We start from the raw sequence: 14,585 nt of genomic DNA on the forward strand, positions 1-14,585 counted from the left end.
TGAAGGCGGGACACTCCCGTTTGATCGCCGCCTCGTGCCACTAGCGCATTCCGGTCGGCGATGATTTGAGGTAGCGATAGACGTCCCGCACGCAGGCCCTCCCCCATGACCGTTGTCTTTGAAAGCATCCTTCCTGTCTTCCTCCTGGTTCTGCTTGGCGCCTGGCTCAAACGCTCGACCTTCGTCGACCAGAACCTTTGGCTCGGGCTTGAGCAATTCGGCTATTTCATCCTGTTCCCTGCCCTCTTGTTCTCGACCCTTGCTCAGGCCGATTTCGCCGGATTGCAGGCCGACGCAACCGCCATCGCCACGATCGGCAGCGTTAGCCTGATGTCGATCTTCGTGCTCTTGCTTTGGCCGATCCTCCGTGACCGGCAGGTTTCCGCATCGTCCTTCACGTCGGTTTTCCAGACTGCGACGCGGTGGAACGGCTTCATGGCGCTTGCGATCGCCCACAAGCTCTACGGCTCGCTTGGCCTGACGCTGACCGCGCTCTTGATGACGCTCCTGATCATCCCGACCAATCTCTACAATATCGCTGCGCTCGTCTGGTTCGCAGGCGGCAACCGCGACTTTCGCCGCTTCTTCATGCGGATTGCCACGAACCCGATCATCGTTTCTTCGGTGCTTGGAATTTTCGTCAACTTGATCGGACTGAAGATCTACAGCCCGCTGATGGCCACCATCGAGATGCTGGCGAGCGCGTCGCTCAGTCTCGGGCTGGTGATGGTCGGCGCTGGTTTGCGTGCTTCCGACGCATTGAAACCAAGCGCGGTTGCGCTGCTTGCCGTTTTCCTCAAGCTGATCGTCATGCCGGTCTTCATGGTGAGCGCGAGTTACCTACTCGGCATCCGCGGCGACGCGTTGCTCGTCATCGCGCTTGGCGCGGCGGTACCGACGGCGATGAACGGCTACCTGCTCGCCAAGCAGATGAATGGCGACGCCGACCTCTATGCGGCGGTCGCCACCGTCCAGACGGTGGTGTCGTTCTTCACGATCCCGCTCGTGCTCTGGCTGACGACCTACGTCGCAGCGGGCTGACGACCTACGTCGCAGCGGGCTGACACGTCAGGGGACTGACGACGCGGGGCCTGACGGCTCACGCCGCAGGGGGATAGAGAAGGTCGAGGATGTAGGCGGAATCGAAGCGGGAATCGAGCATGCCATAGGTCGAGCGCCAGCCGGCGGCCAGGCGCGATTCCAGGAACGCATCGGCAATGCGCCCGGCACCGAGGCGATAAAGCTCGGCGGCGGCGGCGGCGAGCGCCAGTTGCTCGACCAGCATGCGTGCCGCGCCTTCGTCGCGTTCGCACAGCGACATGGCCGCGCGCAGCACGTCGATCGTCTTGCGGCCGGCTGGCCCGAGGTCACGCGCCAGCACCACGAAGAGTTGCTCGAACAGATCCTTGCCCTTGGCGAGAACTCGCAACACGTCCAGTGCCATGACGTTGCCGGAGCCTTCCCAGATGGCGTTGACGGGCGCTTCGCGGTAGTGGCGCGCGAGCGCCCGCTCTTCCACGTAGCCGTTGCCGCCCAGGCACTCCATCGCCTCATAGATCAGCGCCGGCGCGATCTTGCAGACCCAGTATTTGGCGACCGGCGTCATGATCCGCGCGTAGGCCGCGTCTTCCGCGCTGTTGCGCGCCTTGTCGAAGGCTTCCGCCAGACGGAACGAAAGTGCGCTTGCCGCAGCGACGTCGAGCGCCATGTCGGCAAGCACGCGCGTCATCATCGGCTGGCTGACAAGCGGCTTGCCGAAAACCTTGCGGCCGCGGGTATGGTGCACGGCCTCGGCAAGCGAGGCGCGCATCATGCCGGCGGAGGCCAGCGCGCAGTCGAGACGCGTCAGCGTCACCATGTCGAGGATCGTGCGGATGCCGGCATCCGGCGCGCCGAGGATGAAGCCGAACGTGTCGGAGAACTCGACCTCAGAGGACGCATTCGAACGGTTGCCGAGCTTGTCCTTCAGCCGCTGGAAACGCAAACCGTTGGCGCTGCCGTCTTCCAGAAGTCTGGGAACGAGGAAGCAGGCGAGCCCCTCGCGGGTCTGTGCCAGCATGACGAAGGCGTCGCTCATCGGCGCCGACATGAACCACTTGTGGCCGTTGAGCCGATAGATGCCCTCGCCCACCCGCTCGGCAGTCGAGGTGTTGGCGCGCACGTCTGTGCCGCCCTGCTTCTCGGTCATGCCCATGCCGACGGTGACCGCCGATTTCTGCATCCACGGACGATTGGTGGAATCGTACTTGCGCGACAGGATCTTCGGCGCCCATTCCTTTTGCACCGCCGGTGACGCAGTGATCGCGGCAAGCGAGGCGCTCGTCATCGTCAGCGGGCAGAGATGGCCGCATTCGAGCTGGGCGGTCAGATAGAATCGGATGGCGCGGACTTTATGCGACTGGTTGCGCTCTTCGGCCAGGTTTTCCCAGGCGGATGCATGCAGGCCCGAGGACATCGAGCGGCGCATCAGCGCATGCCAGGCCGGATGGAACTCGACAACATCGAGACGCTCGCCGCGGGGGCCATGCGTCTTCAGCTTTGGCGGACCTTCGTTCGCCATCCGCGCCAGTTCCTGCGCCTCGGGCGACGTGACATAACGGCCGAGCACGTCGAACTCGTCGCGCAGCGCCTTGCTCATGCCCGAGGTGATGTCCACCACGAGCGGATCGGAGCGATAGGCGTTGACACCGGACCAGGGCTTGGGCTGGTTCAGCTCGGCGAGTTTCTGTTCAGTCCGGTTCATCTGATTCATGGGCCGGTTCTAGCGCAAGTTTCCCGGCCACGGAACGGGGCGTGGAAAAGATAGGATCGCCGTTGCAAGTTTTCTGCGGACGGAACCGCGCAAGCCTTGCCGTGCCGGGGACCAGGTCTTATAGAGCGACAAAATTTAAAGAGCGCAAGGGCGGCCCATGATCACTTTCCCGCATCGCCACCTGCTCGGCATCAAGGGGCTCACGGAGCAGGATATCACCTATCTGCTCGATCGCGCCGACGAAGCCGTCCAAATCTCCCGTCAGAGACAAAAGAAAACGTCGACACTCCGGGGGCTGACGCAGATCAACCTCTTCTTCGAGGCCTCGACGCGCACGCAGTCCTCCTTCGAGCTCGCCGGCAAGCGGCTTGGCGCCGACGTCATGAACATGTCGGTCGGCAACTCCTCGGTGAAGAAGGGCGAAACGCTGATCGACACGGCGATGACGCTGAACGCCATGCACCCGGACGTGCTGGTCGTGCGCCACTCCTCGGCCGGTGCTGCAGCACTTCTGGCGCAGAAGGTCTCCTGCTCCGTCGTCAACGCCGGCGACGGCCAGCACGAGCACCCGACCCAGGCGCTGCTCGATGCGCTGACCATCCGTCGCGCCAAGGGCAAGCTCTCGCGTATCATCGTCGCCATCTGCGGCGACGTGCTGCATTCGCGCGTGGCGCGCTCCAACATCCTGCTGCTGAACCAGATGGGCGCGCGGGTGCGCGTCGTCGCACCTGCGACGCTCCTTCCCTCGGGGATCGCGGACATGGGCGTCGAGGTCTACCATTCGATGGCCGAAGGCCTGAAGGGCGCAGATGTCGTCATGATGCTGCGGCTGCAGCGCGAGCGCATGGCAGGATCCTTCGTGCCTTCGGTGCGCGAGTACTTCCACTATTTCGGGCTCGATGCGGAAAAGCTGAAGGCGGCCAAGGAGGATGCGCTCGTCATGCATCCGGGGCCGATGAACCGCGGCGTCGAAATCGCCTCGGAAATCGCCGACGGTCCGCAGAGCGTGATCGAACAGCAGGTCGAGATGGGCGTTGCCGTGCGTATGGCGGTGATGGAAACGCTGCTTCTCTCGCAGAACCAGGGGCCGCGCCTATGACCAGACCACTCGTTCTGCAGAACCTTCGCATCCTCGATCCCTCGCGCAACCTCGACGAGGTCGGCACTGTTATCGTCGGCGACGACGGCCGCATTCTCGCAGCCGGTGCCGACGCGCAAAACCAGGGCGTGCCGGACGGCGCCTTCGTCAAGGATTGCGCCGGGCTCACGGCCGTTCCGGGGCTCGTCGATGCCCGCGTCTTCGTCGGCGAACCGGGCAGCGAACACCGCGAGACCTTCGAGTCCGCATCGCGCGCCGCGGCTGCCGGCGGCGTCACCACTTTCATCGCCATGCCGGAAACCGATCCTGTCATCGACGACATCGCGCTCGTCGAATACGTAAAGAAGACGGCGCGCGACAAGGCGCTCGTCAACGTGCACCCGGCCGCAGCGCTCACCAAGGGCCTCGACGGCGAGGAGATGACCGAGTTCGGCCTGCTGCGCGAAGCCGGTGCCGTCTGCTTCACCAACGGCCGCCGCTCGATCCACGACACCCTGGTTTTGCGTCGGGCCATGACCTATGCGCGCGAATTCGGCGCGGTCATCGCGCTTGAGACCCGCGACAAGTATCTCGGCGCCAACGGCGTCATGCACGAAGGTCTGCTTGCCAGCTGGCTTGGCCTTTCCGGGATCCCGCGTGAAGCGGAAATCATTCCTCTCGAGCGCGACCTGCGTATCGCCGGGCTGACGAGGGCCGCCTATCACGCCGCCCAGATCTCGGTTCCCGAATCGGCCGCAGCGATCCGCACCGCACGCGAGCGCGGCGCCAACGTCACCTGCGGCGTGTCGATCAACAATCTCGCGCTCAACGAGAATGACATCGGCGAGTACCGGACCTTCTTCAAGCTTTCGCCGCCGCTGCGCAGCGAGGACGACCGGATCGGCATGGCCGAGGCACTGGCCGACGGCACGATCGATATCATCGTCTCCTCGCACGACCCGCAGGACGTCGACACCAAGCGGCTGCCCTTTGCCGATGCTGCCGATGGGGCGATCGGCCTGGAAACGCTGGCCGCGGCCGCGCTTCGCCTGCATCACAGCGGCCAGGTTCCGCTGATGCGCCTGATCGATGCGATGTCGACGCGGCCGGCGGCGATCTTCGGTCTCGACGCCGGTACGCTGAAACCCGGCGCCAAGGCCGATATCACCGTCCTCGATCTCGACGAGCCTTGGGTGCTTTACGAAGAGGCGATCGTTTCTCGCTCCAAGAATACGCCGTTTGAAAATGCGCGCTTTACCGGGCGTGTCGTGCAAACCTATGTTGCCGGCAAGCTGGTGCATTCGGCCTAAGCCGAAAGCGGTCGCGCGGGAGGGGAACCGGTGGATCTATTGTCCTGGCAGCTTGGGCTGCCCTTTACGCTCTTAAGCCTTGCCTTAGGCTATCTCCTTGGCTCGATCCCGTTCGGACTGATCCTGACGCGCATGGCCGGGCTCGGCGACGTGCGCAAGATCGGCTCCGGCAATATCGGCGCGACCAATGTGCTGCGAACCGGCAACAAGAAGCTTGCTGCCGCAACGCTGTTGCTCGATGCCCTGAAAGGCTCCGCCGCAGCGTTCATCGCATCCTACTGGGGCGTCGAGGCGGGAATCGCCGCGGGCTTTGCCGCCTTCATTGGCCATCTCTACCCGGTCTGGCTTGGCTTCAAGGGCGGCAAGGGTGTCGCCACCTATATCGGCGTCCTGCTCGGCCTTGCTCCCCTCATGGTGCTTGCCTTCGCGGTCATCTGGCTCGGCATGGCGAAAATCAGCCGCTACTCCTCATTGTCCGCCCTGGTTGCAACGGCTATCATTCCGGTTCTACTTTACGCGGCAGGCAACGAGAAGGTCGCCCTCCTCTTTACCGCCATGACGGTCATCACCTGGGTGAAGCACCGCGCCAACATTCGGCGGCTGCTCGCCGGCACGGAAAGCAAGATCGGAGACAAGGGATAATGTCTGAGGCCAGCGCAGGACGAAACGGAGTGGCGCTGACCGAACGACAGAAGATATCCTGGCTCCGGTTGATCCGCAGCGACAATGTCGGCCCCATCGCCTTCCGCGACCTGATCAACCATTTCGGCACCGCGGAAAATGCGCTCGACGCCTTGCCTGAACTGTCGCGGCGCGGTGGAACCAGGCAGACCTATCGTGTGGCTTCTGTAAGCGAGGTCGAACGGGAACTCGAAGCTGCCCGACGCCATGGCGCTGTCTTCATCGGCATCGGCGAAGCAGCCTACCCCTCGGCACTCAGGCAGATCGACGGTGCTCCCCCTCTGCTCGCGATGAAAGGCGATCTCAGCGCGGCTGGCCGCCCGTCGCTCGGCATTGTCGGCTCGCGCAACGCGTCGGTCAGCGGCGCAAAGTTTGCGGCGATGATTGCGTGCGACGCCGGCCGCGCCGGTTATGTCGTGACCTCAGGTCTTGCGCGCGGCATCGATACGGCCGCCCACCGCGCCAGCCTTGATACCGGCACGATCGCTGCCCTTGCCGGCGGTCTCGACCGTCCCTATCCGCCCGAGAACGTCGGCCTGCTCGAAGAAATCACGGCCGGTCGGGGCCTCGCGATCAGCGAAATGCCTTTCGGCTGGGAGCCACGGGCGCGCGACTTTCCGCGCCGCAACCGGCTGATCGCCGGCATCAGCCTCGGCGTTGCGATCGTCGAGGCCGCGCACCGCTCCGGCTCGCTCATCACCGCGCGCTACGCCGCCGATTTCGGCCGGCTCGTTTTTGCGGTTCCCGGCTCGCCGCTCGATCCGCGCTGCCATGGCACCAACGATCTCCTGAAACAGGGCGCGATCGTCACGACCGGCCCGGGTGACGTGATCGAGGCGCTGGCGCCACTCAGCCAGCTGGAGCTGCCGCTGCCGGCCGTGCGGGAACCGGATGGTCAGGCGCGGACTGGTGTTCCGGCGAGTGCGAGCGACGGCGACCGCGCCGCGGTCAGCACCGCGCTCGGCCCGACGCCGGTCGAGATCGACGATATCGTCCGCCACACAGGGCTTTCGCCGGCTCAGGTCTATCTGCTTCTGCTGGAACTTGATCTGGCCGGTCGGCTTGATCGCCATGCTGGCGGCCTCGTGTCGCTCGCGACGCCCGAATGATAACAAGCCACAGCCACAGGCGGGCACGCCAGCGGGACCAATCACGCGTTTCAGATCGCAGATTCAGCGTGTTTCCGCATGGTTCGCCCACTGGCCTCTCTTCGTTATTTTGGGCGAACCCCCTTGACCCCGTTCGAATCCCTGTCCATTTCGGGGCGTCGATATCAGGCGAAGTACGGCGCAAACGGCGCTGACGCCGAACCAGGACCGGTTGTCTCAGAAAATGACGATGAATGTTGTAGTGGTGGAATCGCCTTCCAAGGCAAAGACGATCAACAAGTACCTGGGCCCCGGCTACAAGGTACTGGCTTCGTTTGGTCACGTGCGCGACCTGCCGGCGAAGGACGGTTCGGTCCGTCCCGACGAAGACTTCGAGATGTCCTGGGAAGTCGACAGTGCCTCGGCGAAACGCATGAAGGACATCGCCGACGCGGTCAAATCCGCTGACGGCCTCATTCTCGCAACCGACCCGGATCGCGAAGGTGAAGCGATTTCCTGGCACGTACTTGACCTTCTGAAGAAGAAGAAGGTGCTCGGCGACAAGCCGGTCAAGCGCGTAGCCTTCAACGCCATCACCAAAAAGGCCGTTCTCGAAGCGATCGCTCATCCGCGCGACATCGACACCTCGCTGGTCGACGCTTACCTGGCGCGCCGCGCACTCGACTATCTCGTCGGTTTCAACCTCTCGCCGGTGCTCTGGCGCAAGCTGCCGGGCGCCCGCTCGGCTGGCCGCGTGCAGTCGGTGACGCTGCGCCTCGTCTGCGATCGTGAAAACGAGATCGAGCGCTTCATCTCCGAGGAGTACTGGAATATCTCGGCGCTCTTGAAGACGCCGCGCGGCGACGAGTTCGAGGCGCGTCTCGTTTCGGCCGATGGCAAGCGTCTTGCGCCGAAGGCTGTCGGCAACGGCGAAGAAGCAAATCGTCTCAAGACCCTGCTCGATGGCGCCGCCTATGTGGTCGATAGCATCGAAGCAAAGCCGGTCAAGCGCAACCCGTCGCCGCCCTTCACCACCTCGACACTGCAGCAGGCCGCCTCCTCCAAGCTCGGCTTCTCCGCTTCGCGCACCATGCAGGTCGCGCAGAAGCTCTATGAAGGCGTCGACATCGGCGGCGAGACGGTCGGTTTGATCACCTATATGCGTACCGACGGCGTGCAGATGGCGCCGGAAGCGATCGAAGCCTCGCGCCTTGCGATCGCCAGCCAGTTCGGCGACCGCTATCTACCGGAAAAGCCGCGCTTCTATTCGACCAAGGCGAAGAATGCCCAGGAAGCGCACGAGGCCATCCGCCCGACCGATTTCAACCGGACGCCGGACCAGGTTCGCCGTTTCCTCGATGGCGACATGCTCAGGCTCTACGACCTCGTTTGGAAGCGCGGCATCGCCAGCCAGATGGCATCGGCCGAGATCGAGCGTACGACCGCGGAAATCACTGCGGACAATGGCGGCCAGAAGGCCGGTCTGCGCGCCACCGGCTCGGTCATCCGCTTCGACGGCTTCATCGCTGCCTATACGGATGCCAAGGAAGACGGCGAACAGACTGATGACGGCGACGAGGATGGCCGCCTGCCGGAGATCAATGCGCGCGAAAACCTCGCCAAGCAGAAGATCAATGCCTCGCAGCATTTCACTGAGCCGCCGCCGCGCTATTCCGAAGCAAGCCTGATCAAGAAGATGGAAGAGCTCGGGATCGGCCGTCCCTCCACCTATGCCGCCACCGTCACGACCCTGCTCGATCGCGACTACATCACCAACGACAAGCGCAAGCTCATCCCCCAGGCCAAGGGACGGCTGGTGACAGCGTTCCTGGAAAGCTTCTTCACACGCTATGTCGGCTACGACTTCACCGCGTCGCTCGAAGAAAAGCTCGACCAGGTCTCCGCCGGCGAGGTCAACTGGAAAGACGTGCTTCGCGACTTCTGGAAGGATTTCTTCGCCCAGATCGAGGAAACCAAGGAACTGCGCGTCACGAACGTGCTCGACGCGCTGAACGAGGAACTGGCGCCGCTGGTCTTCCCCAAGCGCGAGGACGGCGGCGATCCGCGGATCTGCCAGGTCTGCGGCACCGGCAAGCTGTCGCTGAAGCTCGGCAAGTACGGCGCCTTCGTCGGCTGCTCGAACTATCCGGAGTGCAACTTCACCCGCCAGCTTTCCTCCGACAGCAACGGCGAGGAGGCGGCGGTCTCGAACGAACCGCAGGCGCTCGGCAAGGATCCGCATACCGGCGAGGAAATCACGCTCAGGAGCGGCCGCTTCGGCCCCTATGTCCAGCGTGGCGACGGCAAGGAAGCCAAGCGCTCGAGCCTGCCGAAGGGCTGGACGCCATCGACGATCGACCACGAGAAGGCGGTCGCGCTGCTGTCGCTGCCGCGCGATATCGGTGCCCATCCGGAATCCGGCAAGATGATCTCAACCGGGCTTGGCCGCTACGGACCGTTCGTGCTGCACGACGGCACTTATGCCAATCTCGAATCGATCGAGGACGTCTTCTCGATCGGCCTCAATCGCGCCGTCTCGGTTCTCGCCGACAAGCAGTCGAAGGCCGGTGCCGGTCGTGGCGGCGCCGCGGCAGCCGCGCTCAAGGAACTAGGCAATCATCCCGACGGTGGCGCCATCACCGTTCGTGACGGTCGTTACGGCCCCTATGTCAACTGGGGCAAGGTCAACGCCACCCTGCCGAAGGGCAAGGATCCGCAGTCGGTGACGGTCGAGGAGGCGCTCGTGCTGATCTCCGAGCGGGCCGCCAAGGGCGGAACGACAAAGGGCAAGGCAACCAAGGCCAAGCCGACCAAGGCAGCGGCGAAGTCCGAGGACGGCGCCAAGGCGACCAAGGCTAAGGCCAAGGCGCCTGCCAAAAGCAAAACCAAGACGGCCGCCAAGGCCAAGAAGGACTGATCTTGACCAGAATACCGCGCGACCCGACCGAGCAGTCCGGCAAGAGAGGCCTGGGCAAGAAGCCTGCTCGCGCGGCAAAGGCCGGATCGGCCCAGCCAAGCGAACCGATCATCCACGGCGCGGTTCCGCCGCGCGACGTGCTGATGCGCTTCATCGCCGAAAATCCCGATCGCGCCTCCAAGCGCGAGATCGCCAAGGCGTTCGGGCTGAAGGGCGACACTCGCGTCGAATTGAAGGCGCTGCTGAAGTCGCTCGAAGTCGACGGCCTAGTCGAAAAGAAGCGCAAATCGCTGGTGCGTCCGGGCGCCCTGCCCCCGGTGACCGTGCTCGACATCACCATCCGTGATGTCGACGGCGAGTTGATCGGCCGCCCGGCCGAATGGCTCGATGACGACGGCGTCGCGCCGGCGGTGCTGATCAAGCAGTCCGCTGTCGCCAAGGGTAAGGGCAAGGCGCCGGTCGGCGGTCTCGGCGACCGCGTGCTTGCCAAGATCTTCCCGGCCAAGGAACGCGGCGGCCCTGCCTATACGGCGCGCATCATCAAGGTGCTGGACAAACGCAAGGATGCCGTGCTCGGGGTCTTCCGATCAACACCCGGCGGCGGCGGCCGCCTGATGCCGATCGAAAAGCGCGGCGAAGAAATCCTTGTTGATCCGGAGTTCACCGGCAATGCCGCCGACGGCGACCTGGTCGAAGTGCAACTGTCGCGGCTCGGCCGCTACGGTCTGCCGCGCGCCCAGGTGCAGAACGTCATCGGCTCTGTCGCCTCGGAAAAGGCGATCTCGATGATCGCCATCCACGCGCATGCCATCCCACACATCTTCCCGGAACGGGTGACCGAGGAGGCGAATGCCGCCGGTCCCGCCACCATGGCGCACCGCGAGGACTGGCGCACGCTGCCGCTCATCACCATCGATCCCGCCGACGCCAAGGACCACGACGACGCGGTCTATGCCGAACCGGATCCATCCGAAGACAATCCGGGCGGTGTCATCGTCACTGTGGCGATTGCCGACGTCTCCTACTACGTGCGCCCGAAGTCCGCTCTGGATCTCGAGGCGCTGAAGCGCGGCAACTCGGTCTATTTCCCCGACCGCGTCGTGCCGATGCTGCCCGAACGGATCTCCAACGATCTCTGCTCGCTGAAGGAAGGCGTCGATCGCCCGGCGCTTGCCGTGCGCATGCGCTTCTCCAAGGAAGGCCGCAAGGCAGGTCACACCTTCCATCGCATCATGATGAAGAGCGCGGCAAAGCTCTCCTACCAGCAAGCACAGGCGGCGATCGACGGCAACCCCGACGACAAGACCGGGCCGATCCTCGAGGCGATCCTGAAGCCGTTGTGGGAGGCCTATCGCATCCTCACGCGCGGGCGCGACCGGCGCCAGCCACTTGAGCTCAACATGCCCGAGCGCAAGATCATCCTGAAGCCCGACGGCACGGTCGACCGTGTCTTCGTTCCCGAACGCCTCGACGCCCACAAGCTGATCGAGGAGATGATGATCCAGGCGAACGTTGCGGCCGCCGAGACGCTGGAGCAGAAGCGCCAGGTCCTGATCTACCGCGTGCACGACCAGCCGTCGCTCGCCAAGCAGGAAAGCCTGCGCGAATTCCTGGCGACGCTCGACATCTCGCTCGTCAAGGGCGGGAACATGCGCTCGAACCACTTCAACGGCATTCTCGCCAAGGCCGAAGGCAAGCCCTTCGAGACCATGGTCAACGAGATGGTGCTGCGCTCGCAGAGCCAGGCGATCTACAGCCCCGAGAATATCGGGCATTTCGGCCTGAACCTGTTGAAATACGCGCATTTCACCTCGCCGATCCGGCGTTATGCCGACCTCATCGTGCACCGCGCGCTGGTTGCCTCGCTCGGCCTCGGCGAAGGCGGACTGACGCCGCAGGAAGAAGCCGTTCTCGACGACATCGCTGCCGAGATCTCGACTTTCGAGCGCCGTGCCATGGCGGCTGAGCGGGACACCGTCGACCGGCTGATCGCGCATCATCTGAACGGTCGCGTCGGCGAGGAATTCGATGGCCGGGTCTCCGGTGTCACCAAGGCGGGACTCTTTGTCACCCTGCCCGCCTATGGCGCCGACGGCTTCGTTCCGATATCTACACTCGGGCGCGACTACTTCATCTATGATGAGGCGCATCAGGCGCTCTCCGGCGAAAAGACCGGACTTGGCTATCGCCTCGGCGATCCCGTACGCGTCAAGCTCGTCGAGGCCGTACCGCTTGCGGGCGCGCTCCGGTTCGAGATGCAGAGCGAGGGACGCAAGATGCCGACGGCGACGCGCTCCTTCCACAAGTCCGGCCGGCGTGACCGTACCGGCGCCCGCAAGAAGCCGGGAACTCGGCCGCCGAGAGGCAGGCGCTAGGCTCCCGCAAGGCAGAGGAATAGGCATGAAAGCAGCAGCAGGCGAAACACTCCATCTGGGCGGCTCCGAAAGCGACGAGCGCTCCGTTGGGCTTTCGATGAGGCGCGGCTTTCTCGGCCGCTGTCCGGCGTGTGGCAGCAGCAAACTGTTTCGCAGTTACCTCAAATCGGTTGAGACGTGTGCGGCCTGCGGCGAGCGCATGGATCACCACCGCGCCGACGATTTCCCGCCCTATATCGTCGTCACGATCGTCGGCCACCTGGTGCTTGGTGGCTACATGGCGACCGACCTCATCCTGCCGCTCAACAGCTGGCAGCACCTCGCCATCTGGGCACCGATCACCGTCATCAGTTCGCTGGCGCTGCTGCAGCCGGTCAAGGGCGCCGTCATCGGCCTGCAATGGGCGCTGAAGATGCATGGTTTCGGTGGACACGAGGACGCGCCCGAGGACGTACTGCCGCCGCGAGACGAACGGGCATGACGCCGGCGGGGGAGACCGGCAGCGAGTCCAAGCCTCCGCGTCCCGTAACCCTGCGGCCTCGGGATGCCGCATCGATCATGCTGCTCGATCGGGTTGGCGGCCGCGTGCGCGTGCTGATGGGGCGGCGCCACGGTGCACACGCCTTCATGCCGGATCTCTACGTGTTCCCCGGCGGACGCCGTGATAGCGGCGATCACCGAATTGGCTTTGGCTCCGATCTCCATCCCTCCGTCCTGCGAACGCTCAAGGTGGCCGGTGCGCGCGGGCTGTCGGATGCCCGGGCGCGTGCGCTCGCGCTTGCCGCCCTGCGTGAACTCTACGAGGAAGCCGGCATTGCCATTGGCGCGCCGCATCCGGCCGCGGCAGCTCCTGTGCCCTTCCTTCCCGATCTTGCAAACTTGCGCTATATGGCTCGGGCCATCACCCCTCCAGGCAACACGAGGCGGTTCGATACGCGCTTCTTCGCCGTTTTCGCCGACGAGGCCGAAATCGATCCCACGCGGTTCCTGGACAGTCGGGAGCTTCAGGATTTGCAGTGGATCGATGTGAACGCTACGCCGTCGCTACGGATACCTGACATCACCGCGGTCATCCTCGCGGACCTCAGGAACGGACTGGACGCCGATCCTTCGCTGCCCTGCGAACGACCCGTTCCGCTCTACACCTCGCGCCATGGGCGCTTCGTGCGCACATTGCTCTAAGGACCCACGTCAGATGTCACAGCCATCGCCCGGTACGGCTGCACCGGTTGAGGAAATTCACTGGCGGTCACTGATCGCCGCCGTTGCCGCGATCAGCGCGGTCGGCATCGCGATCGGCCTCGGCCTGCCGCTGCTATCGATCATCATGGAGAAGCGCGGTATCTCCTCGACGCTGATCGGCTTGAACTCAGCCATGGCGGGGCTGGCGTCGATGGTGGCCGCCCCCTTCACGACCAAGTTCGCCCATCGGCATGGCGTTGCCCCGACGATGCTGTGGGCCGTGCTGATCGCAGCGATGAGTGCGCTCGGCTTCTACTACATCACCAACTTCTGGCTCTGGTTCCCGCTCCGAATCGTCTTCCACGGGGCAATCACCGTCCTCTTCATTCTCTCCGAGTTCTGGATCAACGCTACGGCGCCGCCGGCAAAGCGCGGCTTCGTGCTCGGCATCTACGGTACGTTCCTGTCTCTCGGCTTCCTCACCGGACCGCTGCTGTTTTCGATCCTCGGCAGCGAAGGCATCCTGCCCTTTCTTGTCGGCGCCGGCGTCATCCTCCTGGCGTCCGTACCGATCTTCCTTGCGCGCGACGAGAGCCCTGTTATCGACGAGAAGCCCGAGCGGCATTTCCTGCGCTACGTCTTCCTCGTGCCCACGGCAACGGCCGCCGTGTTCATTTTCGGCGCCGTCGAATCAGGCGGTCTCTCGCTATTCCTCATCTTCGGGACGAGATCGGGTTTCAGCGAATCGCAAGCCGCCCTGCTGCTGACGGTCATGGGAGTCGGCAATTTCATCTTCCAGATCCCGGTCGGCATGCTTTCCGACCGCGTCAAAGACCGGCGCACCCTGCTCTCTGCCATGACGCTGATCGGCCTTGTCGGCGCACTGTTCCTGCCGCTCCTGGTCGAGAGCTGGTTCCTGATGGCGATCGTGTTGCTGTTCTGGGGCGGCTGTGTTTCCGGCCTCTACACGGTCGGCCTCAGTCACCTAGGTTCGCGACTGCAGGGCGCGGACCTCGCTGCCGCCAACGCCGCCTTCGTGTTTTCCTATGCCGTCGGCACTGTTGCCGGGCCGCAAGCCATCGGCGCCGCGATGGATGCCACCGGCAACAACGGTTTTGCCTGGGCGATCGCCGGCTTTTTCGGTCTCTATGTCGCGCTTTCGGTGGTCAGGATCGTTTTGAAACCAAAACGGCCTTGACTTT

At 64.2% G+C, this 14,585-nt stretch carries 11 protein-coding genes; 10 read left to right on the forward strand and 1 reads right to left on the reverse strand.

The features are described 5' to 3' along the window. Positions 1-105: 105 nt before the first annotated feature. Positions 106-1,041: an AEC family transporter gene (locus XB14_RS10810; RefSeq protein WP_077961536.1), complete on the forward strand. Its 936-nt coding sequence runs from the start codon at positions 106-108 to the stop codon at positions 1,039-1,041. A gap of 58 nt (positions 1,042-1,099) precedes the next feature. Here XB14_RS10810 and XB14_RS10815 read toward each other — a convergent pair whose 3' ends face one another. Continuing rightward, a complete protein-coding gene (locus tag XB14_RS10815) occupies positions 1,100-2,752 on the reverse strand; it encodes an acyl-CoA dehydrogenase family protein (protein WP_077961537.1) in 1,653 nt (550 codons plus the stop codon). A gap of 157 nt (positions 2,753-2,909) precedes the next feature. Between XB14_RS10815 and XB14_RS10820 the strand changes: the two genes are divergently transcribed. The 9 genes from XB14_RS10820 to XB14_RS10860 all read left to right on the forward strand — a co-directional run bounded on the left by XB14_RS10820 (position 2,910) and on the right by XB14_RS10860 (position 14,581). Further along, the gene (locus XB14_RS10820; RefSeq protein ID WP_077961538.1) at positions 2,910-3,851 is read left to right on the forward strand and encodes an aspartate carbamoyltransferase catalytic subunit; all 942 of its coding nucleotides are present in this window, start codon (positions 2,910-2,912) and stop codon (positions 3,849-3,851) included. Continuing rightward, positions 3,848-5,140 (forward strand): dihydroorotase, encoded by a 1,293-nt coding sequence (locus XB14_RS10825; RefSeq protein WP_077961539.1) that lies wholly within the window; start codon positions 3,848-3,850, stop codon positions 5,138-5,140. The genes XB14_RS10820 and XB14_RS10825 overlap by 4 nt, the downstream gene beginning before the upstream one ends. 30 nt (positions 5,141-5,170) lie before the next feature. Continuing rightward, positions 5,171-5,782: a glycerol-3-phosphate 1-O-acyltransferase PlsY gene (gene plsY / locus XB14_RS10830; RefSeq protein ID WP_077961540.1), complete on the forward strand. Its 612-nt coding sequence runs from the start codon at positions 5,171-5,173 to the stop codon at positions 5,780-5,782. Beyond that, positions 5,782-6,930: a DNA-processing protein DprA gene (dprA, locus tag XB14_RS10835; protein WP_077961541.1), complete on the forward strand. Its 1,149-nt coding sequence runs from the start codon at positions 5,782-5,784 to the stop codon at positions 6,928-6,930. The genes plsY and dprA overlap by 1 nt, the downstream gene beginning before the upstream one ends. Before the next feature lie 229 nt (positions 6,931-7,159). Beyond that, positions 7,160-9,826 carry a type I DNA topoisomerase gene (topA, locus tag XB14_RS10840; RefSeq protein WP_077961542.1) on the forward strand — a complete coding sequence of 889 codons (2,667 nt, stop codon included), beginning with the start codon at positions 7,160-7,162 and terminating at the stop codon, positions 9,824-9,826. Positions 9,827-9,828: 2 nt separating this feature from the next. Further along, on the forward strand, positions 9,829-12,201 hold the full coding sequence (rnr, locus tag XB14_RS10845) for a ribonuclease R (protein ID WP_077961543.1): 2,373 nt from the start codon (positions 9,829-9,831) through the stop codon (positions 12,199-12,201). A gap of 25 nt (positions 12,202-12,226) precedes the next feature. Continuing rightward, positions 12,227-12,682, forward strand: a complete 456-nt coding sequence (locus tag XB14_RS10850; protein WP_077961544.1) for a DUF983 domain-containing protein — start codon at positions 12,227-12,229, stop codon at positions 12,680-12,682. Further along, a complete protein-coding gene (locus tag XB14_RS10855; RefSeq protein WP_077961545.1) occupies positions 12,679-13,383 on the forward strand; it encodes an NUDIX hydrolase in 705 nt (234 codons plus the stop codon). Before XB14_RS10850 ends, XB14_RS10855 begins: the two co-directional genes overlap by 4 nt. A 13-nt stretch (positions 13,384-13,396) precedes the next feature. Next, the gene (locus XB14_RS10860) at positions 13,397-14,581 is read left to right on the forward strand and encodes an MFS transporter (protein ID WP_077961546.1); all 1,185 of its coding nucleotides are present in this window, start codon (positions 13,397-13,399) and stop codon (positions 14,579-14,581) included. Positions 14,582-14,585 lie beyond the last annotated feature (4 nt).

Origin of the sequence: Ensifer adhaerens, assembly GCF_002007205.1 — a bacterium.
Classification (GTDB): Bacteria; Pseudomonadota; Alphaproteobacteria; order Rhizobiales; family Rhizobiaceae; genus Ensifer; species Ensifer adhaerens_D.